Annotated in this window: 24 protein-coding genes; 11 read left to right on the top strand and 13 right to left on the bottom strand. The window is 68.3% G+C overall.

What is annotated here, in order from left to right:
* Positions 1-6: 6 nt before the first annotated feature.
* Entirely contained in the window at positions 7-1,617 is a 1,611-nt protein-coding gene (locus tag ACFX43_RS14355) for an AMP-binding protein (RefSeq protein ID WP_378824905.1), read from the bottom strand.
* Between the two features lie 52 nt (positions 1,618-1,669).
* Positions 1,670-2,512 carry a GMC family oxidoreductase gene (locus tag ACFX43_RS14350; RefSeq protein WP_378824894.1) on the bottom strand — a complete coding sequence of 281 codons (843 nt, stop codon included), beginning with the start codon at positions 2,510-2,512 and terminating at the stop codon, positions 1,670-1,672.
* Between the two features lie 24 nt (positions 2,513-2,536).
* Here ACFX43_RS14350 and ACFX43_RS14345 point away from each other — a divergent pair, with 24 nt between their 5' ends.
* Both ACFX43_RS14345 and ACFX43_RS14340 read left to right on the top strand, forming a co-directional pair.
* Positions 2,537-3,550 (top strand): methionine ABC transporter ATP-binding protein, encoded by a 1,014-nt coding sequence (locus ACFX43_RS14345; RefSeq protein ID WP_378824849.1) that lies wholly within the window; start codon positions 2,537-2,539, stop codon positions 3,548-3,550.
* Positions 3,550-4,230, top strand: coding sequence for a methionine ABC transporter permease (locus ACFX43_RS14340; protein WP_378824800.1), 681 nt, complete (start codon positions 3,550-3,552; stop codon positions 4,228-4,230). The genes ACFX43_RS14345 and ACFX43_RS14340 overlap by 1 nt, the downstream gene beginning before the upstream one ends.
* 16 nt (positions 4,231-4,246) lie before the next feature.
* Here ACFX43_RS14340 and ACFX43_RS14335 read toward each other — a convergent pair whose 3' ends face one another.
* The 5 genes from ACFX43_RS14335 to ACFX43_RS14315 form a co-directional block, all read right to left on the bottom strand.
* Positions 4,247-5,038, bottom strand: coding sequence for a class I SAM-dependent methyltransferase (locus ACFX43_RS14335; RefSeq protein ID WP_378824765.1), 792 nt, complete (start codon positions 5,036-5,038; stop codon positions 4,247-4,249).
* A 47-nt stretch (positions 5,039-5,085) separates the two neighbouring features.
* Positions 5,086-5,385, bottom strand: a complete 300-nt coding sequence (locus ACFX43_RS14330; RefSeq protein ID WP_378824754.1) for a hypothetical protein — start codon at positions 5,383-5,385, stop codon at positions 5,086-5,088.
* An 89-nt stretch (positions 5,386-5,474) separates the two neighbouring features.
* A complete protein-coding gene (locus tag ACFX43_RS14325) occupies positions 5,475-6,251 on the bottom strand; it encodes an SDR family oxidoreductase (RefSeq protein WP_378824747.1) in 777 nt (258 codons plus the stop codon).
* Positions 6,252-6,258: 7 nt separating this feature from the next.
* A complete protein-coding gene (locus ACFX43_RS14320) occupies positions 6,259-6,756 on the bottom strand; it encodes a DUF4919 domain-containing protein (RefSeq protein WP_160023517.1) in 498 nt (165 codons plus the stop codon).
* Between the two features lie 119 nt (positions 6,757-6,875).
* Positions 6,876-7,898 carry an LLM class flavin-dependent oxidoreductase gene (locus ACFX43_RS14315; RefSeq protein ID WP_378824726.1) on the bottom strand — a complete coding sequence of 341 codons (1,023 nt, stop codon included), beginning with the start codon at positions 7,896-7,898 and terminating at the stop codon, positions 6,876-6,878.
* 713 nt (positions 7,899-8,611) lie between these two features.
* Between ACFX43_RS14315 and ACFX43_RS14310 the strand changes: the two genes are divergently transcribed.
* The 3 genes from ACFX43_RS14310 to ACFX43_RS14300 all read left to right on the top strand — a co-directional run bounded on the left by ACFX43_RS14310 (position 8,612) and on the right by ACFX43_RS14300 (position 11,308).
* Entirely contained in the window at positions 8,612-9,310 is a 699-nt protein-coding gene (locus ACFX43_RS14310; RefSeq protein WP_378824709.1) for an alpha/beta fold hydrolase, read from the top strand.
* 25 nt (positions 9,311-9,335) lie between these two features.
* Positions 9,336-10,229 carry a transglycosylase SLT domain-containing protein gene (locus ACFX43_RS14305; RefSeq protein WP_378824671.1) on the top strand — a complete coding sequence of 298 codons (894 nt, stop codon included), beginning with the start codon at positions 9,336-9,338 and terminating at the stop codon, positions 10,227-10,229.
* A gap of 104 nt (positions 10,230-10,333) precedes the next feature.
* A complete protein-coding gene (locus tag ACFX43_RS14300; protein WP_378824644.1) occupies positions 10,334-11,308 on the top strand; it encodes an IS481 family transposase in 975 nt (324 codons plus the stop codon).
* Positions 11,309-11,321: 13 nt separating this feature from the next.
* Here ACFX43_RS14300 and ACFX43_RS14295 read toward each other — a convergent pair whose 3' ends face one another.
* Together ACFX43_RS14295 and ACFX43_RS14290 are read right to left on the bottom strand one after the other, a co-directional pair.
* Positions 11,322-11,825 (bottom strand): GNAT family N-acetyltransferase, encoded by a 504-nt coding sequence (locus ACFX43_RS14295; RefSeq protein ID WP_378824628.1) that lies wholly within the window; start codon positions 11,823-11,825, stop codon positions 11,322-11,324.
* A 57-nt stretch (positions 11,826-11,882) separates the two neighbouring features.
* The gene (locus tag ACFX43_RS14290) at positions 11,883-12,911 is read right to left on the bottom strand and encodes a zinc-dependent alcohol dehydrogenase family protein (protein ID WP_378824604.1); all 1,029 of its coding nucleotides are present in this window, start codon (positions 12,909-12,911) and stop codon (positions 11,883-11,885) included.
* 139 nt (positions 12,912-13,050) lie between these two features.
* On the opposite strand from ACFX43_RS14290, the gene ACFX43_RS14285 reads away from it, so the two are divergent.
* The 4 genes from ACFX43_RS14285 (at position 13,051) to ACFX43_RS14270 (ending at position 17,462) form a co-directional block, all read left to right on the top strand.
* The gene (locus tag ACFX43_RS14285) at positions 13,051-14,577 is read left to right on the top strand and encodes a UDP-N-acetylglucosamine 1-carboxyvinyltransferase (RefSeq protein ID WP_350844536.1); all 1,527 of its coding nucleotides are present in this window, start codon (positions 13,051-13,053) and stop codon (positions 14,575-14,577) included.
* A gap of 58 nt (positions 14,578-14,635) precedes the next feature.
* The gene (locus ACFX43_RS14280; protein ID WP_378824584.1) at positions 14,636-15,484 is read left to right on the top strand and encodes a glycerophosphodiester phosphodiesterase; all 849 of its coding nucleotides are present in this window, start codon (positions 14,636-14,638) and stop codon (positions 15,482-15,484) included.
* Positions 15,481-16,833, top strand: a complete 1,353-nt coding sequence (locus tag ACFX43_RS14275; RefSeq protein ID WP_378824575.1) for an MFS transporter — start codon at positions 15,481-15,483, stop codon at positions 16,831-16,833. The genes ACFX43_RS14280 and ACFX43_RS14275 overlap by 4 nt, the downstream gene beginning before the upstream one ends.
* Before the next feature lie 242 nt (positions 16,834-17,075).
* A complete protein-coding gene (locus tag ACFX43_RS14270; protein ID WP_008359714.1) occupies positions 17,076-17,462 on the top strand; it encodes an RNA polymerase-binding protein RbpA in 387 nt (128 codons plus the stop codon).
* A 76-nt stretch (positions 17,463-17,538) separates the two neighbouring features.
* Here ACFX43_RS14270 and ACFX43_RS14265 read toward each other — a convergent pair whose 3' ends face one another.
* From ACFX43_RS14265 to clpB, 4 genes are all read right to left on the bottom strand, one after another.
* Positions 17,539-18,018: an FxsA family protein gene (locus ACFX43_RS14265; protein ID WP_378824562.1), complete on the bottom strand. Its 480-nt coding sequence runs from the start codon at positions 18,016-18,018 to the stop codon at positions 17,539-17,541.
* Entirely contained in the window at positions 18,015-18,767 is a 753-nt protein-coding gene (locus ACFX43_RS14260) for a polyprenol monophosphomannose synthase (protein ID WP_378840883.1), read from the bottom strand. The genes ACFX43_RS14265 and ACFX43_RS14260 overlap by 4 nt, the downstream gene beginning before the upstream one ends.
* A 534-nt stretch (positions 18,768-19,301) precedes the next feature.
* A complete protein-coding gene (locus ACFX43_RS14255; RefSeq protein ID WP_378824553.1) occupies positions 19,302-19,643 on the bottom strand; it encodes a hotdog domain-containing protein in 342 nt (113 codons plus the stop codon).
* A gap of 63 nt (positions 19,644-19,706) precedes the next feature.
* Complete coding sequence (clpB, locus tag ACFX43_RS14250) at positions 19,707-22,298, bottom strand: ATP-dependent chaperone ClpB (protein WP_378824531.1); 2,592 nt, start codon at positions 22,296-22,298, stop codon at positions 19,707-19,709.
* Positions 22,299-22,453: 155 nt separating this feature from the next.
* On the opposite strand from clpB, the gene ACFX43_RS14245 reads away from it, so the two are divergent.
* Positions 22,454-22,888 (top strand): hypothetical protein, encoded by a 435-nt coding sequence (locus ACFX43_RS14245; RefSeq protein WP_378824516.1) that lies wholly within the window; start codon positions 22,454-22,456, stop codon positions 22,886-22,888.
* The gene (locus ACFX43_RS14240) at positions 22,876-23,103 is read left to right on the top strand and encodes a hypothetical protein (protein ID WP_378824501.1); all 228 of its coding nucleotides are present in this window, start codon (positions 22,876-22,878) and stop codon (positions 23,101-23,103) included. Before ACFX43_RS14245 ends, ACFX43_RS14240 begins: the two co-directional genes overlap by 13 nt.
* Positions 23,104-23,175 lie beyond the last annotated feature (72 nt).

Raw genomic sequence — 23,175 nt, 5'->3', positions numbered from 1 at the left:
AAGCCCCTAGAGTCCGAGCTCGGAGACCGTCTTCTCCCGCATCTCGACCTTGCGGACCTTGCCGGTCACGGTCATCGGGAACTCCTCGACGACCAGGACGTAGCGCGGGATCTTGTAGTGGGCGAGCTTGCCGGTGGCGTACGCCTTCAGGGTCTCGGCCGTCATCCGCTCGGCGCCGGGGCGCAGGCGGACCCAGGCGCAGAGCTCCTCGCCGTAGGTCTCGTCGGGGACGCCGATGACCTGGACGTCCTCGATGTCGGGGTGGGTGTAGAGGAACTCCTCGATCTCGCGGGGGTAGATGTTCTCGCCGCCACGGATGACCATGTCCTTGATCCGGCCGACGATGTTGCAGTAGCCGTCGGGGTTCATCACGGCGAGGTCGCCGGTGTGCATCCAGCCCTCCTCGTCGATCGCCGCCCGGGTCTTCTCCTCGTCAGCCCAGTAGCCGAGCATCACCGAGTAGCCGCGGGTCTGGAGCTCACCCGCCTCGCCCCGGGGCAGCACCGCGCCGGAGGTCGGGTCGACGACGCGTACCTCGACGTGCGGATGCACCCGGCCGACGGTGGCGGTGCGGTGCTCGAGGTCGTCGTCCATCCGGGTCTGGGTCGAGACCGGCGAGGTCTCGGTCATGCCGTAGGCGATCGAGACCTCGCTCATGTGCATCTCGTTGACGCACCGCTTCATCACCTCGACCGGGCACGGGCTGCCTGCCATGATCCCGGTGCGCAGCGTGCTGAGGTCGAAGGTGGCGAAGTCGGGATGGCTCTGCATCGCGATGAACATGGTCGGTACGCCGTAGACGGCCGTGCAGCGCTCGTCCTGGACGGCTTTCAGGGTGGTCGCCGGGTCGAACGCGGGGCCCGGGATCACCATCGTGGCTCCGTGGGTGATGCAGCCCAGGTTGCCCATCACCATCCCGAAGCAGTGGTAGAAGGGCACCGGGATCGCCAGCCGGTCGTTCTCGGTGAACCCGATCGTCTCGGTGGTGAAGTAGCCGTTGTTGAGGATGTTGCGGTGGCTCAGCGTCGCGCCCTTGGGATAGCCGGTGGTGCCCGAGGTGTACTGGATGTTGATCGGGTCCTCGGGGCTCAGCTCATAGGTGACGTGGTCGGCCAGCCGCTCGCCGGCGCCGGCTTCGAGGAGCGCGGTCCACTCCGGGTCGCCGATGAAGACGGTCTGCTCGAGGTCGGGGCAGTCGCCGCGGACGTCGGCCACCATCGAGCGGTAGTCGGAGGTCTTGAACGCGGGCGCGGAGACGAGCAGCCTGATGCCGGACTGGGTCAGGGCGTACGCCAGCTCGTGGGTGCGGTAGGCGGGGTTGATGTTGACCAGGATCGCGCCGATCTTCGCGGTCGCCACCTGGGTCAGCGTCCACTCCGCGCAGTTCGGTGCCCAGATGCCGACCCGATCGCCCTTCCCGATCCCGGCCTTGCGCAGCCCGACGGCCAGCGCGTCGACGTCGCGGCTCATCTCGGCGTACGTCCAGCGTCTACCGGACGCCACCTCGACCAGCGCCTCCCGGCCATCGAATCTGGCGACGGTGCGGTCGAAGCTCGCGCCGATGGTCTCCTCCAGCAGCGGGGTGGTCGTCTCTCCGGCAGCGTAGGAATCCGTCATGAGACCAGTGTGACCTGAGTCACGGTTGGGTTCCAAGGGTCTGCTGAGGGTGTCAGTCGCTGGTGATGAGCTCCGCGGCGCGCTCGCCGATCAGGATCGCGGGCGCGTTGGTGTGGCCGCGCACGATCCTGGGCATGACCGAGGCGTCGGCGACGCGGAGGCCCTCGACGCCGCGTACGCGAAGCCGGGGGTCGACCACGCTGGCCTCGTCCGTGCCCATCCGGCAGGTTCCGGTCGGGTGGTAGAGGGTGTGGGCGTGACGTGCCAGGAGCGCGTCGGCGACCTCCTCCGCGGACGAGTTCACCGGGACGTCGGGGCGCAGGAACTTGCCGAGGAACGGCTTGAGCGCGGGCTGCGAGGCGATCTCCAGCGTCACCCGGACACCTTCGACGATGGCAGCGCGGTCCCTGCCCTCGGGGTCGGAGAGGTAGCGGGGGTCGATGATCGGCTTGGCGGCCGGGTCCTTGGAGGCGAGCGTGACGCTGCCGCGGCTGGCCGGGTCGACGAGGATCGGACCGGCGACGACCGCCTCACCCACGAACGGGATCAGACCCTCGTCGAAGAAACCGACCGGGGCGAAGATCATCTCGATGTCGGGCGCCTCCAGGTCGGGGCGCGAGCGGATGAAGCCGTACGCCTCGCCGACGTTGGAGGTGAGCATCCCGCGCCTGCGCAGCAGGTAGTTGAGCAGGTGACGTGCCGACTCCGCGGTCGCGAGCGAGCCCTGCTCGACCTCCCAGCCGATGCCGGCGACGAGGTGGTCGGTGAGGTTCTCCCCCACCTCCTTCGCATCACGTACGACATCGACACCGAGGCCCTTCAGCTGGGCCGCCGGACCGATCCCGGAGAGCATCAGCAGCTGTGGGGTGTTGATCGCGCCGCCGGAGAGGATCACCTCGCGCCGGGCGGTGANCCGTTGGTGCGGCTCCGCAACGTCACCAAGACCTACCCGGCAGCGAAGGGTCGCAACGAGGTCCACGCCGTGGTCGACGTCGACCTCGACATCACCGCCGGTGACGTACAGGCGATCGTCGGCTACTCCGGGGCCGGCAAGTCCACCCTCGTCCGGCTGCTCAACGGCCTCGAGCCGGCCACCTCGGGCTCCATCCAGGTCGGTGGCACCGAGCTGGTCGGCCTGCACGAGCGGCAGCTGCGGCCGATCCGCCTCGGCATCGGGATGATCTTCCAGCAGTTCAACCTCTTCGAGTCGCGTACGGTCTGGGGAAACCTGGCCTACCCGCTGCAGATCGCCGGCGTCGCCAAGGCCGAGCAGCAGCGCCGGATCTCCGAGCTGCTCCACTTCGTCGGGCTCCCCGACAAGGCCCACACCTACCCGCGCAACCTCTCGGGCGGACAGAAGCAGCGCGTGGGCATCGCCCGCGCGCTCACCACCAACCCCTCCCTGCTGCTCGCCGACGAGGCCACCAGCGCGCTCGACCCGGAGACCACCCATGAGGTGCTGCGACTCCTGAAGAAGGTCAACGAGGAGTTCGGCACCACGATCGTGGCGATCACCCACGAGATGGAGGTCGTCCGCGAGCTCGCCGACCACGTCGCGGTCATGGAGAACGGCCGGATCGTCGAGTCCGGTGCCGTCTATGACGTCTTCTCGGCGCCTCGGCAGCCGGTGACTCGTCGCTTCGTCGGCACCGTCGTCGACGACGAGCCGTCCACCGAGGCGCTCGCGGCTCTGCGGTCCCGTCATCCCGGCCGGTTCGTGAAGCTCGAGCTGCGCGAAGGCGGACCCCGCCAGACAGACATCTTCGCGGTCCTGCTCGAACGCGGGATCGCCTTCGAGCTCGTCTTCGGCGGGATCGAGGAGATCCAGGGCGCCACCTTCGGCAACCTGACGCTCGCCCTCGACGGTCCTGCGACCTCGGTCGACGAGGCCGTACGCGAGCTGGCCGCCCTCGTCCCCGCGAAGGAGCTGTGATGCTGACCGCTCTCCCCACCGACACCCGCCTCGGCGAGCTGTGGCCGGACATCTGGCAGGCCACCGGCGAGACGCTGCTCATGGTCGCGCTGACGATGCTGATCGGCGGCACCCTGGGTCTGCTGCTCGCGCTCGGCCTCTACCTGACCCGCAAGGGTGGGCTGTACGAGAATGCCGTCGTCTCGGTCGTCCTCAACGTGCTGGTCAACTTCTTCCGGCCGATCCCGTTCATCATCTTCATCGCCGCCGTCCAACCGGCGGCGCGGCTGGTCGTCGGCACCGGTATCGGCATGCCGGCGGTGGTGTTCTCGCTGATCCTCGCCGCGATGTTCGGCATCGCCCGGATCATCGAGCAGAACCTCGTGACCGTCCCGCCGGGAGTGATCGAGGCCGCCCGGGCGATGGGGGCGAGCCGTGCCCGGATCGCCGCCACCGTCGTCCTCCCCGAGGCGCTGGCGCCGATCATCCTCGGCTACACCTTCGCCTTCGTGGCGGTCGTCGACATGTCGGCGGTCGCCGGCCTGATCGCCGGTGGCGGTCTGGGCAGCTTCGCCCAGACCTTCGGCTACCGGCAGTACGACCCGACCGTCACCTGGGTCTGCGTGCTCATCCTGGTCGCGCTCGTGCAGGTCATCCAGCTGCTCGGCAACACGCTCTCGGCGCGGATCCTGCGCCGCTGAGGCTCGGCCACGACCCTCAGGCGCGAGCCAGGATCTCGCCGTGGAGGACGGAGAACCAACCGTCCTCCGCCTCAGCCCACGACCGCCACCCGTCCGCGACCCGGGCGAGGTCGGCGGTCGTGGCGTCTCCGGAGTCGACGAGCTGGCGAGCGACCGCCGAGTCGGTGAACCGGTCGGCCCACATCCCGCCCCACCAGGCCCGGTCCTCGGGGGTGGAGAAGCACCAGGTGCTCGAGGTGGCCTCGATGTCGTCGAACCCGGCCGCGCGTGCCCAGGAGACGAGCCGCCGGCCCGCGTCGGGCTCACCGCCGTTGGCCCGGGCAGCTCGCCGGTAGAGGCGCAGCCACTCGGTCAGCTCGGCCGACTCCGGCCACCAGACGAAGGCCGCGTAGTCGCTGTCCCGTGCCGCGACGATCCCTCCGGGCTTCGTCACCCGTCGCATCTCCCGCAGCGCCTGCACCGGGTCCTTCACGTGCTGCAGCACCTGATGGGCGTGAACCACGTCGTAGGTATCGTCCTCGATGCTCAGCGCGTGCACGTCCTCGACCCGGAAGTCGACGTTCGTGACTCCCCCGGCCTCGGCGGACTGCCGGGAGAGCTCGAGCTCGGGCTCCCCGATCTCGGTGGCGGTCACGTGAGCGACCCGGCCGGCAAGATCGAGCGTGATCGTCCCCGGCCCGGCACCCACGTCGAGCAGCCACTGCTCAGGGCTCAGCTGGGGCAGCAGGTACGCAGCGGAGTTCTCCGCCGTACGCCACCTGTGCGAGCGCAGGACCGACTCGTGATGGCCATGGGTGTAGGTCGACATACATCGACTCTACGCGTGGAATCCCGATAAATGAGACGGCAATATCATCATACGGACACACGCGGGAGCGTCGAGTCGGCGCAGCCGAGCCGCCGCCGGGCCCAGAGCATCCCGCCCAGGAGCCCGCCGAGGAGCAGCGTGTTGAGCACGATCACCACGCCGGTCTCGAACGGCGCCGCGCCACCACCCGGCCGCGCATCCTCGGGCGGGACCTCGTGACGGTCGAACACGACCTGCCCCTGGTCGGAGGCCCGGGGCTCGTCGGCCTTCGCCGCGCTCAGCGCCGCCGAGGCGAGCACGACGGCAACCATCCCGGCGAGCAGAATCCGCAAGATGCGACTCATCATGCTCCCGAGCGTGCGCGCCGGGGCCGTCAGGAACCCGACGCACACCGTCCCTACCGGCAACAACCCGGTGAACAATAAGAAGGCGTCGATCAGGTCGAGATCAGCCGGTTGAACACTCGGTTGGCCCAGCTCGGGGTGACTCCGGAGAGGCCGAGCAGGACGCGCGCCTTGGTGCCGACGCCGCGATGGACGCCACCGAGGAGGCCGTGGCCGCTGGTCGCGGCGGCGTAGACCGACTCAGCGACGTCGTCGGGCGTGAGCGAGACCTTGAGCCGCCGCAGCGCCGGGAAGTCGTGGCCCCACACCATGGAGGTGTCGGCGAACAGCGGCCACAGGGCCGTCACCGTGATCCCGTCGCCGGACCACTCCAGGTCGAGAGCCTCGGAGAGGCCGCGTACGGCGAACTTGGTGGCGGAGTAGATCGCCATGCCGGGCTGGCCGTAGATGGCCGAGGCGGAGGCGAGGTTGACGACGTGGGAGCCGGGCCGCAGGAACGGGCGCGCGAGGTGGCAGCCGTTGACCAGGCCCTTGACGTTGACGTCGATGATCGCCTGTTGCCGGTCCAGCGGCAGGTCGGCGAACTTGCCGATCTGGATGATGCCGGCGTTGTTGACGAGTACGTCGAGGCTGCCGCCGCTCACAGCGACGAAGCCGTCCAGGGCGGTCTGCCAGGACACGGCGTCACGTACGTCCAGGGTTCCGGTGACCAGTTCCCCGGCGAGCGGCTCGACCTCGGTCGCCAGCGATGCCAGGCCGTCGAGGTCGATGTCGTAGGCGCCGACCAGCCACCCCTCACGGGCGAAACGGAGCGCGGTCGCCCGGCCGATGCCGGCGGCCGCGCCGGTGACCAGTACGGATCTCGGCACGCCGCGGTCAGGCCCTGGCGAAGTCGTTGCTGGTGTCGAAGAACCAGACCGTCGAGTCGGTGCACACGATCCGGTCGAGCTTGCCGACCGCGACCTGTGAACGCGGCGTCTTGCCCGAGGCCAGCACCACGTCGTAGGCGTCGCTGGTCCGCAGCACCGACCACGGCTCGGACTCGGTGCCCTCTCCGGTGCTGATGATGCTGTCGAGCGCTGACTGGGCCAGGATCGACTCGCGTTGGGCCTGCTCGAGGTTGCCGAGGCCGCGCTGGGCGTCGGCGAGGGCAGCATGGGCCGACGGGCTGAAGATCGCGCCGGGCATCAGCCCGTGGACGGCGGCGATCGCGCCGGCGTAGTCGCCGACCGACATCATCGGGGCGATCATCTCGGTGATCTCGAGATCGGGCCGGAAGTTCGGGGCTTCCAGGATCGCCTCACGTAGGGCTCTCAGCGACTCCGGGCCCGGATCGCGAAGATAGACGTCAAGCAGCTCAGCGTACGTAGCCAACAGGGGTCCCCCTTGAATAACGGTCGCCGTGCACGGTAGCCAATGGTGCGGCCACGTGGGGCGGATGACAACGATTATGCGCCCTTTTGTGACTCGGAAGTTGCGCGGCCCACAGGTTTCTACCGCCAGCCCAGATCAGGGGCGACGTGGGTCAGGATGCTCTCCAGGGCATGCGCGTTGTAGTCGACGCCGAGCTGGTTCGGCACCGTGAGCAGCAGCGTGTCCGCGGCCTGGATCGCCTCGTCCTCGGCGAGCTCCCTGACCAGGACGTCGGGCTCCGCGGCGTACGAACGCCCGAAGATCGCGCGGGTCTGGTCGTCGATGTTGCCGATCTGGTCCTTGGTCTGCCGGTCCAGGCCGAAGTAGCGGCGGTCCTCGTCGTTGACGAGGGCGAAGATGGAGCGCGAGACCGAGACGCGCGGCTCACGCTCGTGGTCGGCCTCCTTCCAGGCTTCGCGGTAGGCCTCGATCTGCTCGCGCTGCTGGATGTGGAACGGCTTGCCGTTCTCGTCGTTCTTGAGGGTCGAGCTCTGCAGGTTCATCCCGAGCCCCGCGGCCCAGCGCGCGGTCGCCAGCGAGCTCGAACCCCACCAGATCCGGTCGCGCAGCGTCTCGGAGTAGGGCTCGACCCGGAGCTTGCCCGGCGGGTTCGGGAACATCGGCCGCGGGTTGGGCTCGGCGAACTGCGCCCCCTCGATGATCTTGAGGTACGTCTCGGTGTGAGCTCGGGCCATGTCGGCCTCGGAGGCGTTCTCGCCGGGGTCGTAGCCGAAGTAGCGCCACCCCTCGATGACCTGCTCGGGTGAGCCGCGGCTGATCCCGAGCTGCAGGCGCTCGCCGGAGATCAGGTCGGCGGCCGCCGAGTCCTCGGCCATGTAGAGCGGGTTCTCGTAGCGCATGTCGATGACACCGGTGCCGATCTCGATCTTCGAGGTGCGGGCGCCGACCGCGGACAGCAGCGGGAAGGGCGAGGCGTACTGGCGGGCGAAGTGGTGGACCCGGAAGTACGCACCGTCGACCCCCAGCTCCTCGGCGGCGACCGCGAGCTCGATCCCCTGGATCAGGGCGTCTCGTGCCGACTGCGTCTGCGAGTAGGGCGACGGTGTCCAGTGGCCGAAAGACAAGAATCCGATGTTCTTCACGACTAGTAGAACTCTCAACAGTCCTGCGAGATTCCCTCAGGGCGGCCGCGGACGCCGACCATGTCGGGTCAGCCAGAGCGGCTGGGACCTTCGCCTCTGGGCGTTCTGCACTCCGGAACCGACCCCCGAACTGACGCCACCTTGTGGGTTGTGACCTGCAGGTCTGCGTTCTGCTTTCATTCCGTCAACACGCGAGAGCGCGTTCGTGGGCGTTGTAAAGCGAACGTCCACGCGGCATCAACAGCAGCCCCTTATGAGTTTATCTATCGGTCGACCGAATAATCATATCGGTCGACTGACCAGGGAAAACATTGTCTCGGCGTGTTGTCCGAGCTCTTCCGAAGTCGCGGATTATCGTGTTACATATCAGGCAGCTTCACCGATAAAGACCGACCAACATTCTCTGGGGGATGAATTAATTATGTGGGACACCGTTGAGGTGCAGAGCTTCACGCTTTCTCACGACATGCCGTGCCGCGACTGCGGTCACGCACGTCACCGCTTCTTGCCGTGCGACTCCGACTGCGACTGCCGCGCCCACGAGGTCGCGGAGCTACTGGAGGTCGCCGGCGCTCGCTGAACGACCTGACGTCAGCTGTCTCGGGCGTCCAGAAACGGTGACCACCGCGTTTGCGGTGGTCACCGTTCTTTTGTTCGAAAGATTCTTTGAGTGGCGGAAGCAGATCGTCCGCAACCAGGCAGAGGATCGCCGCATGGACATCGTTCTCGTACCCGGCCTCTGGCTTGACGCCTCCTCATGGGACCTCGTCGTCCCCCACCTGACCGACTCCGGCCACACTCCGCGGCCGCTCACCCTGCCCGGCCTCGAGTCGGCCGAGACCGACCGGTCCGGCGTGCACGTCGCCGACCAGGTCGCTGCCGTGGTGGCCGCCATCGACGAGTCGGCCGGGCAGGTGATCCTCGTCGGACACTCGATGGGCTGCGCGGTGGCCGGTGCGGCCCTCGATGCTCGCGTCGACAGGGTCGCCGCCGTGGTCTACGTCGGCGGCTGGCCGGCCGAGCCGGGCATGATCCCGGCCAAGAACTTCCCCACCGACGGCGCCGACCTGCCGCCGGTGCCGTGGGAGGAGTTCGACGATGCCGACGTACGCGACCTGGACCGCGCCACCTTCGAGGCGCTGCTGCGGCCCTCCCCCGCCAACCTGACCTCCGAGCCGTTCGAGCTCAGCGACGACCGTCGCTACTCGGTCCCGGCAGTGTTCGTCTGCCCCGAATACACCGCTGCCGATCTGAAGGAGTGGATCGCTGAGGGCACCGAGTCGGTCGCCGCCATACCGAAGCACAAGGACGCGACCTTCGTCGACCTTCCCACGGGGCACTGGCCCCAGCTGACCAAGCCGGCCGAGCTGGCGGCCATCATCGGACAGAGCGTCGGCCGCAGCGGCGCGTAGTCGGCCGTCGGGTAGCGTCGATCGCGTGCGCACTCGGCTCGCTGCCCTGACCACCGTCACAGCCCTGGCGCTCGTCGCCGGCTGTGGTGGTGATCCGTCCTCGGATCCGGCCGGCAGCCCGTCGGCGTCGACGCGCGTCCCGTCCTCGACGCCAGTCCCGTCACCGACGACGGTCCCTCTGGACGATGCGTCCGTGCCTCTGGCAGACCGCCTCGCCCAGGCGATGGCGACGGTCGCCGCTGGAGAGCCCGGAGCCGGGGACGTACGCGAGGCCGCGCTGTTCGAGCAGACCACCGCCCGCGACCTCGCCCGCGGGTCGAAGGCGAAGGCCGACGACGTGCTGGGCGCCCTCGGCCGCGCCGACCGCGCCCAGCTCGAGTCGGACATCGCCGCGGCGCGCGAACTCATGGTGATGACCGACCCCCAGCCCGAGCTCCCGGACTGGAAGATCCTGACACCGCCGACGCCGGACGAGCTGCGCCCGCTCTACCGCAAGGCGCAGCAGGAGACCGGGACGCCGTGGGAGTACCTCGCCGCCGTCCACCTGGTTGAGACCCGGATGGGTCGCATCCGCGGCACCAGCACCGCGGGTGCCCAGGGCCCGATGCAGTTCCTGCCCTCGACCTTCGCCCAGTACGGCGCCGGCGGCGACATCAACGACCCCGCCGACGCGATCATGGCCGCCGGCCGCATGCTCGCCAACAACGGCGCGCCCGGCGATATGGCCGGCGCCCTGTGGTCCTACAACCACTCCGACCGCTACGTGGCGGCTGTCAGCGCCTACGCCGAGCAGATGAAGCGGTCCCCCGCTGCGTACGACTTGTACTGGCACTGGCAGGTCCTCTACCGCCACCAGGACGGGACCATGCTCCTCCCCGAGGGCTACCCCCAGAAGAAGCCCGCACGCATCGCCGACTAGTTGTACCCGGCCAGGACGTTGGTAGCGGCGAGTCTGGTTGAACGAGCGAGAACCTCCGAATGGGATGTGGCTTGTCTAAGGCCCACTCCAACCCGGAGGTTCTCGTGTCCCACGGTAGTGCCCGGTTGACCGTTCACGGTCGCCGACTGATCGTCCAACGCCACCAGGCCGGATGGAAACAAGCCCACATCGCCGCGGCGATGGGGGTCTCTCGAAAGTGTGTGAAGACCTGGATCGACCGCTACGCCGCCGAAGGCGAACCCGGTTTGGTCACTCGGTCTTCGCGGCCCCACACGATGCCGACCAAGACCAGTCCCGAGGTCGAGCAGCAGGTCCTGGCCGCCCGCGCGGCCCATCGCGACGGTCCGGATGTCTTGGGCCCCAAACTCGGTGTGCCGTCCCGGACGGTTTCGCGGATCCTGCGCCGCCATGGGGTGCCCTATCTGCGTGAGTGCGACCCGATCACCGGGGAGGTGATCCGGTCCTCGAAGCACACGACGGTCCGCTATGAACGTGACCGGCCCGGTGAACTGGTCCACATGGACGTCAAGAAGCTCGGCAAGATCCCTAATGGCGGGGGCTGGCGCGGGCGAGGCGAGCTCAGATCCAGCCACCAAGCGCGGATCGAGAGAACCCCGATCGGCTACGACTACGTCCACTCACTCGTCGATGACCACTCCCGGTTGGCCTATTCCGAGGTCTTGCCCGACGAGAAGGGTGCGACCTGTGCCGCGTTCTTGGAACGAGCCGCCACCTACTTCGCCGAGAAAGGCATCCCACGCATCGAGCGCGTCATCACCGACAACGCTTTCGCCTACCGGTACTCAGCCGACCTCAAACGCGTCATCGCCGCGCTGGGCGCGAAGCAGAAGTTCATCAAACCCCACTGTCCCTGGCAGAACGGCAAGGTAGAGCGCCTCAACCGCACCCTGGCCACCGAGTGGGCCTACCGCCAAGCCTTCACCACCAACGATCAGCGAGCCGCCGCCCTTGCGCCATGGCTCGAGCACTACAACACTGAACGCCGCCACAGCGCACTCGGAGGCCAACCACCCATCAGCCGGCTGCTACCAACCTGATGGCCGGGTACAACTAGTAGGGGCGTTCGACGGCGTACTGGACGAGGCTGACGTCCTCGCCGCGGTAGGTGTCTGAGCCGTGGCGGCCGGTCTCGATGAAGCCGGTCGCGTCGAAGAGCTTCTTGGCGCGGGTGTTGGTCTCGTGCGTCTCGGCCCATATCCGGGTCAGGTCGAGGATGGAGAAGCCGTAGGTGAGCGCGGTCTTGATGGCCCGCTGGCCGAGGCCGTGACCCCACCGCGAGCTGGGGCCGATGGCGAGACCGAGCTCACGGGTGTCGGGAGCCAGGCCGTGGAGATCGGCGTAGCCGACGACCTCCTCGTCGAGCTCCACCGCGAGCCTGATCAGCTCGGGCGGCGGGGCATCGATCAACCGGCGCCAGTGGCGGAGGTGACCGTCGCGGTCGCGCTCCGGCCAGCCGTTGGCCACCCGGAACTCCTCATCGTGTGCCCAGTCGGCGAAGACGTGTTCGTCGCCCGGTGACAGCGGGCGCAGGCGCATGGTGTCGGTGCGGGGCATCGGCCGAGTCTCTCAGATGAGGCGCTCGGCCGATCCCCCGCCCGGGATCGGCGTGGATCAGTAGGTGAGCTGGACCTTGGTCGCGAGCCGCTCGTCCATGAGGCGGTAGCCCTCGGCGGCCTCCGCGAACGGCAGCGCCTTGTCGAAGACCAAGCCGGGGTTGATCGTGCCCTCCAGCGTCAGGCGCAGGAGGTCGGGGAGGTAGCGGCGCACCGGCGCCATCCCGCCCTTGAGGCCGACGTTGGTGCGGAAGAGCGCGTTGACCGGAAGGTTGACGTCATGCGGAACGCCGACGAACCCGACCGTCGCACCCGGGCGGGCCACCTTGGAGGCCGTCTTGAAGGACTGGTCGGTGCCCACGCACTCCAGGACATAGTCGGCGCCGACGCCGCCGGTGAGCTCGCGTACGGCCGCCTCGCCCTCCTTGCCGCGGGCCGCGACGATGTCGGTGGCTCCGAACTTCTTGGCGATCTCCTGGCGGGCCTCGTGGCGCGACATCGCCACGACCCGCTCGGCGCCGAGCTGAGCAGCAGCCAGCACGCCGCACAGACCGACCGCGCCGTCGCCGACCACGACCGCGGTGCCGCCCTTGGCTCCGTTGCCGAGGCCCGACATGACCGCGGCGTGCCAGCCGGTGGCCATCACGTCGGTGAGCGCCAGCAGGTCGGGGTACATCGACGGGTCCGGCGTCTCGTCGAGCTTGACCAGCGAGCCGTCGGCCTGGTTGACCAGGGCGTACTCGCTCTGTCCGCTGACCGTGAAGCCGAGGTTCTCGCAGACCGACTGGACTCCGGCCAGGCAGTGCGGGCAGGTGTTGTCGCAGTGGTCGAAGGGGACGATCACGAAGTCGCCGACCCTGAAGTCGCGTACGTCTGCACCGACCTCCTCGATCACGCCGATGCACTCGTGGCCGATGGTGCGCGGCTCCTCGATGTCACCGTTGGAGCCGCGGTAGTTCCACAGATCGGAGCCGCAGATGCAGGAGCCCACGACCTTCACGATTGCGTCCGTGGGCTTCGTAAGAGCAGGATCGGGTACCTGGGTGAAGCGGATGTCGCCCACCCCATGGATAGTCGTCGCGCGCATGGTGGCATCCTGTCACCCGGCGTACGAGATGTTGCACACGGTGGCCTTTGCGGGAGCCGGAGCAACAGACCTGAAACGAAACGCCGACACTTCGCGGGGAATCCAGGCTTATCTCATATATGAGTTACGGTGGTGCACCATGACCGACGGATACAAAGGTCGTATCGGGAATCTGATTCGCGATGCGCGCAAGCACAAGGGCCTGACCCAGGCACAGCTCGCTGACCTTCTCAACACCAGTCAGAGCGCGATCAACCGCATCGAGCAGGGGCAACAGAACCTGTCGCTGGAGATGATCGCCCGGGTGGGTGCCGCTCTGGACTCCTCCCTCGTGGACATCGGCGCCGGCCCCACGCACCTGCGCGTCACCGGCCCGACGACGCTCTCGGGTGAGATCACGGTCAAGACCTCGAAGAACGCCGGGGTCGCCCTCCTGGTCGGCTCGCTCCTCAACCGGGGCCGTACGACGCTGCGCAAGGTCGCACGCATCGAAGAGGTCAACCGGATCATCGAGGTGCTCAACTCGATCGGCGTGCAGACCCGCTGGCTCAACGACGACAACGACCTCGAGATCGTGCCGCCGAAGGAGCTGCGCCTCGACGCCGTGGACGAGGCGGCCGCGCGCCGTACGCGCTCGGTGATCATGTTCCTCGGTCCGCTGCTGCACCGCCTGGACACCTTCGAGCTGCCCTACGCCGGTGGCTGCAACCTCGGCACCCGCACCGTCGAGCCGCACATGTCGGCCCTGCGCCCCTTCGGGCTCGAGGTCAAGGCGACCGATGGCGCCTACCACGCGAGCGTCAACAGGGAGATCCAGCCGGGCCGCCCGATCGTGCTGACCGAGCGCGGCGACACCGTCACCGAGAACGCCCTGATGGCGGCGGCGCTGCACCCCGGCACCACCACGATCCGCAACGCGTCCTCCAACTACATGGTCCAGGACCTCTGCTTCTACCTGCAGAAGCTGGGTGTCGAGGTCGAGGGCATCGGCACCACCACGTTGCGCGTCACCGGCCGCGAGGTCATCGACGTCGATGTCGACTACGCGCCGAGTGAGGACCCGATCGAGGCGATGTCGCTGCTGACCGCCGCGATCGTGACCGACTCCGAGATCACCATCAAGCGCGTCCCGATCGAGTTCATGGAGATCGAGCTGGCGACGCTGGAGGAGATGGGCTTCAACTACACCCTCTCCGAGGAGTACCTGGCTCTCAACGGCAAGACCCGCCTGGTCGACATCAACACCAAGCACTCGGTGCTGCACGCCCCGCTGGACAAGATCCACCCGCTCCCCTTCCCGGGCCTCAACATCGACAACCTGCCGTTCTTCGCCGCGATCGCCGCGGTGGCGCAGGGCCAGACGCTGCTGCACGACTGGGTCTACGAGAACCGGGCGATCTACCTGACCGAGCTCAACAAGCTCGGCGGCAACGTCACGCTCATGGACCCGCACCGGGTGATGATCGAGGGACCGACCCACTTCTCCGGCACGGAGATCGTCTGCCCACCGGCGCTGCGTCCCGCCGTCGTCGTGCTGCTCGCGATGCTCGCCTCGAAGGGCACCTCCGTGCTCCGCTCGACCTACGTCATCGCCCGCGGCTACGAGGACCTCGCCGAGCGGCTCAACCAGCTCGGCGCGAACATCACCGCCTTCCGCGACATCTGAGTGAACTGAGCCTGCGGGCTCATGTGATCCGGCCCTCACGAGTGGTTAGATGCTCCCCGTGAGGGAGCAGCAACGACGCGTACGCGCCTATGCGCACCGTGGTGGAGCGCTCCATCCCGACCTGGTCGGGATGGAGAACACCATGGAGGCGTTCCAGCACGCGGTGAAGCTCGGCTACACCCATCTCGAGACCGACGTGCACGTCACCCGCGACGGCGTCCTGCTCGCCTTCCACGACGAGGCGCTCGACCGGGTCACCGACGTCAGCGGCCTGATCGCGGAGATGACGTACGCCGAGGTGCAGGCCGCCCGGATCGGGGGTCTGCACGGGGTGCCGACGCTGGCGGAGCTCTTCGAGGCATTCCCCGAGGTCACCTTCAACATCGACCTCAAGTCCGACGGAGCGGTCGGTGCGCTGGCGGAGCTCCTCGCCGCGACCGGCCACGAGGACAAGGTCATCGTCGGCTCCTTCTCGGCCCGCCGGATCAAGAAGTTCCGGCGTCTGACCGAGGGGCGCGTGCGGACCTCGGCGAATCCACGGGAGGTGCTGGCCTACGTACTCGCTCCCACCGCAGGGATGGCCAGGCGGCTCGCGGGCGGGCAGTTCGACGCCCTCCAGATCCCGCACCACCAGCGCCTTCTCGGCCCGCTGTCCATCCGGGTGGCATCGCGCGGCCTTGTCCGTCGAGCTCACAAGGCCGGCAAGGAGGTCCACGTCTGGACCGTCGACGAACCGGCAGAGATGGAGCGGTTGATCAAGTGCGACGTCGACGGGCTGATGACCGATCGCACCGACGTACTGAAAGCGTTCCTGGAGGAACGTGGGCTGTGGGACGCTGAGCCGTCTCGGGCTGAGCCCACCGATGAGGCCGAGTCCGAAGAGAATGGCGAGGAGCCCGAGAAGTGACCACATCAGCCGGGATCGGCGACTTCACGCCGATCGAGCGGGCGCGCGAGCAGAAGGGCTGGTTCTTCACCGACTGGGCCGTCTCCGCCTTCCAGACGACGGTGGCCGGCGTGCTGTTCGCGCCCTACCTGATCGAGATCGCCAAGGCGGCCGCCGTCGACAACCGGATCGACGTGCTCGGGCTCTCGATCGCGCCCGGCGCGCTGCCGTCGTACGTCATCACCTTCTCCACCCTCCTGTCGGCGATCATCTACCCGCTGGTCGGCGCGATCGCCGACCGCACCTCGCGCAAGCCGGACCTGATGGCCGGATTCGCCTGGGCCGGTGCGCTCTGTGCCGCGCTGTTGTTCTTCATGACCGGGGACAACTGGTGGTTCGGCTCGATCATGTTCATCATCGCCAACCTGTGCGCAGGTGCGGCGGTGGTGGTCAGCGACTCGATCCTGCCGCTGATCTCGACCGAGGAGGAGCGCGACCGGGTCTCCTCGATCGGCTGGGCCTACGGGTACGCCGGTGGCGGGCTGCTGCTCGCGATCAACTTCCTCCTGGTCACCTTCGCCGACCCGCTCGGCCTCGGGACGGCGCTGGCGGTGCGGATCTCGATGCTCTCGGCCGGGCTGTGGTGGGCGGGGTTCATCATCATCCCGTGGCGCCGGATCCGCCGACGCGAGCCCGCCGACGTCGAGGACGTCGCCGGCGGTGTCGTGGCTCGCTCCTTCGGCCAGCTGTTCGTGACGCTCCGGGAGCTGCCGCAGTATCCGGTCGCGCTGACCTTCCTGCTGGCGTACCTCTTCTTCAACGACGGCATCCAGACGGTGATCAGCTCGGCGTCGATCTACGGGGTCGAGGAGCTCGGGTTCGAGACCGGCACGATGCTCGGCATCTACCTGCTGGTGCAGTTCGTCGCCGTCGGCGGGGCGATCGTCTTCGGTCGACTGGCCAAGAGCTTCGGCGCCAAGCGGGTGATCCTCGGCGGCTTGGTCGGCTGGATGGTCATCGTCGTCGCGGCCTACTTCGTGCCGGAGCAGACCCTGCTGCCGCTCCTGGTCGTCGCGGTCGGGATCGGTCTGGTCATGGGCGGCACCCAGGCGCTGGCCCGGTCCTACTTCTCGCTGTTCATCCCAGCCGGCAAGGAGGCGGAGTACTTCAGCCTCTACCACGCGATGGACCGCGGCACCTCCTGGCTCGGCACCCTGGTCTTCGGCCTCGTCTACCAGATCACCGACTCCTACCGGCCCGCGATCCTGGCCCTGATCGCCTTCTTCGTCCTCGGCGGCGGGCTGCTCGCGCTGGTGAACACCACGAAGGGCATCGAGCAGGCGGGCAACCGGGCGCCCGAACGGGTCTAGCACCACGCCTGGCGGCTGGCGGGTTCAAGACATCGGCCGCTCAGGACTTTCTCAGGGAGATCCGCAGGTCAGGCGGGCCCTGTGTCGAACAACACGGCGAGGATCTCGACAATTCACGGAATCATCACCTCCTCTGTACCGTTGACGATGTGAAGAGGCCTGACCGGCCTGCGTCATGAGTCCGCAGACCGCTTCGCTCTTCAGCTCATTCAACGGGGGACGATCGACTCAGGAGGTGCTTCATGGCCGAGCGCACGTTGCGCGGCGCCCGACTGGGCGGACAAAGTTTTGAGGACGAACGCGGGATCGAGTTCGCGGGTCGCCAGCAGGTGGCATACCGCTGCCCGCAGGGTCACGACTTCGAGATCACGATGTCGGACGAGGCCGAGGTTCCGGCCATCTGGGAGTGCCCGCGCTGCGGCATGGAAGCTCTCAACCTCTCCGGTGCCAAGCCGGAGGAGAAGGCCGAGAAGCCGGCGCGTACGCACTGGGACATGCTCCTGGAGCGGCGCTCGGAGAAGGAGCTCGAGGACATCCTCAAGGAGCGCCTCGACCTGCTTCGCGGTGGCGAGATCGGCCCGGCTCACCTGCACCGCAAGGGACCGGGGAAGAAGAAGGCCAACGCCTGACTTCTGACACAGCCACATACGCCGAAGGCGGCCTTCCAGCTGGAAGGCCGCCTTCGGCGTATCTCAAGCCAGATCGTCAGGCCAGGTTGTCCTTGTCGATGACCTCGCCGGTGACGATGTCGTCGTTGCGCGGCCTGGCTCCGGCACCGAACGTGGAGGGCATCGCGGCGGTCACCAGGCGCTTCTGCACGACCTTGGCCAGGATGCGCCGGAAGAACGGCCGGGTGAACGGCAGGATCAGCACGATGCCGAAGATGTCGGTCACGAACCCGGGGCTCAGCATCAGCGCCCCACCGAGCAGGATCAGCGCGCCATCGGCGATCTCATTCGACGGCAGCTTGCCCGAGGAGAGCGCCGTGGACAGCGCGGTCCAGGCCCGTGAGCCCTCGCGGCGCATCAGCCAGGCACCGAAGATCGAGTCGGCGACCAGCAGCAGGATCGTCCACCACACGCCGATGACCTGGCCGACCTGGATGAGCACGAACAGCTCGGCCAGCGGCATCACCAGGAACAGCAGCACCAGCACCCAGGAGAACCGGCGGCGACGCGTCGTCATCGACGGCCTCCCGCGAAACGGTCCAGTCCGAATCGGCGCAGCAGACGGAACAGCTGGTCGCGGCGCTCGGCCAGGCCCCAGCGGGTCACCCGGCGCATCGACTCGGCGGCCACCGCAGGGCTCATCTTCGACTCGCCCCGGACCCGCTCGATGAACTGGATCGGGACCTCCTTGACGGTCAGGCCGGCCCGCAGCGTACGCGTCACCATCTCGGTCTGGAAGACATAGCCGGTCGACTCGACGCTGTTCAGCTGCAGCTTCTCCAGCGTCGTACGCCGGAAGAGGCGGTAGCCCGCGGTGGCGTCGTGGACGCCGATGCCGAGCAGGAGCCGGACGTAGAAGTTGCCGCCGACCGACAGCACGCGTCGCGACAGCGGCCAGTTGACCACCGAGCCGCCGCGAATCCAGCGGGCACCGATCACCAGGTCGGCGGAGGTGAGCGCCTCGAGCAGCAGGTGGAGCTCCTCGGGCTGGTGCGAGCCGTCGGCGTCCATCTCCCCGACGACGTCGTAGCCCTGGTCGAGGGCCCAGCCGAACCCGTGCAGGTACGCAGCCCCCAGCCCGGCCTTCTCGGTGCGGTGCAGCACGTGGATCTGCTCGTCGTTGTCGGCCAGCTCGTTGGCGATCGTGCCGGTGCCGTCGGGTGAGCCGTCGTCGACGATCAGCACATCGACACGTGGCTGCGCCTTGCGTAGCCGTCCGACGATCCAGGCGAGGTTGTCCGCCTCGTTGTAGGTCGGGATGACCATCACCGCCCGGCCGATCTCGGTCCAGGGTGGAAGCTGCTCGTTCGTCACGTACGCCGGCCTTGTCAAGGAATGGGGGTGGAGATCACAGGATATCCGCCCACCGGTTGATCCCAAGATCCCGATCGAGCGGGACAGCGCGATGGCGAGGCGATCGCAGACAGACAGAGCGCGGGAGGAACAAGACGTTCTTCGGGCCGTTCCGATCCCTGCTGGCGGCAGGGGGACGGTCGTTGTCTAAGGGCGCCTTGGCCCTCCCGCGTTGCCCTCGCGGCCGTTGACCGCGCCCACGAAAACGCGTCGAAGGCATGCCTGGCTCGACACCCCCCGACCCGATTCGTCGAGCGCCGGTCCGCCGACCGCAACTCTGCATGGGCGAACGTTGCCACCATCACCCGCTGGCTCCGCAGAAGTCAACACAGCCCTGACCTGCGGAAACATATGTTTCCGCAGGTCAACCACAGCCTGCGGAGCGCAAGAAAGCGACGAATTATCGAGGAACTTCGGCGTGTCGCCTTCGCGTACTCGTTACGGCACTCATGGAACGACGACAGTACCGCGCGCGGAGGTGGCCAGGAGCGGCTCCCCCAGGATCTCAGCGGCCCCAGGACGGGCCTCGGTCGCGGCTCCTCGGGCCACGACGTACACGGCGAACTCCATCACCCGGGACCGGGTCCCGGCCTTGATCAGCTCGCAGGTGATCTCCAGGACGTCGCCGGCACGCACGGGTGCCTTGAACTGCACGTCGTCGTAGGAGGCGAACAGACCCTCGTCGCCGTCGGTGAGGATGCACATCTCGGTCGCGACGTCGCCGAACAGCCCCAGGCTGTAGGCCCCGTCGACCAGGTTCCCGGCGTAGTGGGCGTGGGAGTAGGGCACGNACGTACGTCGGCCGAGTGGGCACCTGTGTGCCCACTCGGCCGACCGGGGTGACGCCTCGGCTCAGGGCTTCAGGGTGAGACCGTCGCCGTCGCGGTCGACGGTGACCTGGCCGCCGTCGGACACCTCCCCGCCGATGAGCATCCGCGCCAGCGGGTCGCCGATGGCGGACTGGATGAGGCGGCGGAGGGGGCGGGCGCCGTACGCCGGGTCGTAGCCGGTCTCGGCCAGCCACTCCCGTGCGGCGGGGGTGACGGAGATCGAGATGCGGCGGGCAGCCAGACGCTTCTCGAGCAGACCGAGCTGGATGTCGACGATCTTGGTGAGGTCGGCGAGCGAGAGGGCGTCGAACATGACGACCTCGTCGAGGCGGTTGAGGAACTCGGGCTTGAACGACGCCCGGACCACGGCCATGACCGCCTCGCGCTTCTCCTGCTCGTCCATGACCGGGTCGACCAGGAAGTTCGAGCCGAGGTTGGAGGTGAGGATGAGAAGCGTGTTGCGGAAGTCGACCGTGCGGCCCTGACCGTCGGTCAGCCGCCCGTCGTCGAGCACCTGAAGCAGGATGTCGAAGACCTCGGGGTGAGCCTTCTCGACCTCGTCGAGCAGCACCACCGAGTAGGGGCGGCGCCGTACGGCCTCGGTCAGCTGACCACCCTCCTCGTAGCCGACGTAGCCCGGAGGCGCTCCCACCAGCCGCGCGACCGAGTGCTTCTCGGAGTACTCGGACATGTCGATGCGTACGATCGCGCGCTCGTCGTCGAAGAGGAAGTCGGCGAGCGACCTGGCCAGCTCGGTCTTGCCGGTGCCGGTCGGACCCAGGAAGAGGAACGAGCCGGTGGGGCGGTTGGGGTCGGCGATCCCGGCGCGAGAACGTCGCACCGCGTCGGCGACCGCCGTGACCGCGGACTTCTGCCCGATCAGGCGCCGCCCGATGACGGACTCCATCTCGAGCAGCTTGGCCTGCTCGCCCTGGAGCATCTTGCCGGTCGGGATGCCGGTCCAGGCCTCGACGACCTCGGCGATCTGCTGGGCAGCGACCTCCTCGCCGACCAGCCGGTCGGTGACGTTGTCATCGCCCTCGGCCTCGGCAACTTCGGCGATCTGCCGCTCCAGCTCCGGGATGCGGCCGTAGAGGATCTCCGAGGCCTCCCCCAGCGAACCCTCTCGCTGGAGTCGCTCGGCCTCGCTGCGCAGCGCGTCGAGCTGCTTGCGCAGGGCACCCTCACCCTCGAGAGAGGCCTTCTCCTGCTCCCAGCGCGCCTCCAGCCCGCGCAGCTCCTCCTCCTTGTCGGCGAGCTCCTTGCGCAGCGCCGCGTGACGCTCGAGCGAGGCGTCGTCGGACTCCTTGGAGAGCGCGAACTCCTCCATCTTCAGCCGGTCGACGGCGCGGCGGAGCTGGTCGATCTCCTCGGGAGACGACTCGATCTCCATCCGCAGCCGGGAGGCTGCCTCGTCGATGAGGTCGATCGCCTTGTCGGGCAGCTGCCGGCCGGTGATGTAGCGGTCGGACAGGGTCGCGGCGGCCACCAGAGCGGCATCGGTGATGCGGACACCGTGGTGCGCCTCGTACTTCTCCTGGATGCCGCGCAGGATCTGCACGGTGTCCTCGACCGACGGCTCACCGACGAAGACCTGCTGGAAGCGGCGCTCCAGGGCCGGGTCCTTCTCGATGCGCTCGCGGTATTCGTCGAGCGTGGTCGCACCAATCATGTGCAGCTCACCGCGCGCGAGCATCGGCTTGAGCATGTTGCCGGCGTCCATCGCGGAGTCGCCGCCCGCACCCGCGCCGACGACGGTGTGCAGCTCGTCGATGAAGGTGATGACCTGCCCCTCGGCGGCCTTGATCTCCTCCAGGACGGCCTTGAGCCGCTCCTCGAACTGGCCGCGGTACTGCGCGCCGGCGACCATCGCCGCCAGGTCGAGGCTCAGCACGCGACGTCCCTTCAGCGAGTCGGGTACGTCACCCGCGATGATCCGCTGCGCGAGCCCCTCGACGACGGCCGTCTTGCCGACGCCGGGCTCGCCGATGAGGACCGGGTTGTTCTTCGTACGCCGCGACAGCACCTGGATGACGCGGCGGATCTCGGCGTCACGGCCGATGACCGGGTCCAGCTTCCCGCGCTCGGCGGCCTCGGTGAGGTCCTGGGAGTACTTCTCGAGCGCTTCGTAGGAGTCCTCGGCGTCCTGGCTCGTCACCCGGCGGTTGCCGCGGACCGCCTTCAGCGTCTCGCGCAGCCCCTTCTCGGTGAGCCCCGCGCCCTTGAGCACCTTCTGCGCCGACGACTCGACCGTGGCGAGCGAGATCAGCAGGTGCTCGGTGGCGGCGTAGTCGTCCTTCAGGGACGTGGCCAGCGTGATCGCCCCGGCCAGGACACGCGTCAGCGCGCCCGAGGCAGCGGGCTGCTGCACCGTGGACCCGCTGGCGCGCGGGAGCCCGGCGAGGTCGGCGGCCGCCGCTCGCGACAGCTCCTCGGCGTCCACACCGGACTTGGTGACCATCGACGTCGCGGTGCCCTCGTCCTGCTGCAGCAGCGCGGCGAGCAGGTGGATCGGCTCGGTCGTGGTGTTGCCCGCCGTCGTGGCGGCGAGCTGCGCGGCCTCGATCGCCTCGCGAGCCTTGGTGGTGAACTTGTCTGCCGAAAACTGGCTCATCTGTGTCTGCTCTCCTCCTGGGGATGCACCTGAGTCTGCCGCGAGTGCCTGTCACCCGCATCTATCTCAACACAACCAAAGTTGAGTCTGTTCCACTCAACTTTGACATTTTTATATTGCGGCGGCGGCGCAGGCGAATCGGGCACACTCCTCACGTGGACTCCCGAGGCGCGGTACGCGAGCAGCTCGCCGCGCGGCAGCGCGAGGTCCTCGACGACCTGCTGGCGGGACGTACGCCGCCGGGGTTCGACCCCGCCGGGACGACCGCGACGACGCGGGTGCTCCACCACAAGCGCTCCGCGGCCGCCGAGCACGCCGCCCCCGAGCTCGACCTGCTCCCGGACTGGCGCGCCCGCTTCCACACCTGGGCCGCGCAGCACCCGCAGCAGGGCTGCGCCCACGATGACGTACGCGACTTCCTGACCACCATCGGCGCCGACTGGCTCCGGCTGCACGAGGTCTACGACGGCCGGCGGCGGTTGGCGCTCACCCCGATCGCTGGGCGCCGGGTGCTCACCATCGGTCTCGGCTCGCAGATCTGGCACCTCACCCGCCGCACCTGGAAACGGAGCTCCACATGGAAGTCCTGATCATCCTCGGGGTCCTCGGCCTGGTCATCTACCTACTGATCGAGCCCGCGCTCAAGAGTCGTCGCAACCGCCGCCGAGGTCCCCGCAGGCGAGGCGGCGGCAGCGCCGGCTCGAGCTCGTGTGGCTCCACCTACGACTCCGGCGACAACGACCACCATTCCTGCAGCAGCTCCTCGTGCGGCTCGAGCTGCGGCGGCGGGGGTGGCGGCGACTGACCCCTCCCCGGCCGAGTCGGCTCATCCTGACCAAGATCCGCGTCGAGTCGGCTCGTCATGACGAGCCGACTC

Source organism: Nocardioides sp. YIM B13467 (assembly GCF_042788075.1).
GTDB lineage: Bacteria > Actinomycetota > Actinomycetes > Propionibacteriales > Nocardioidaceae > Nocardioides.
Note: the sequence above shows the minus strand (reverse complement) of the source record. Positions and strands in the feature narration are given on the sequence as shown.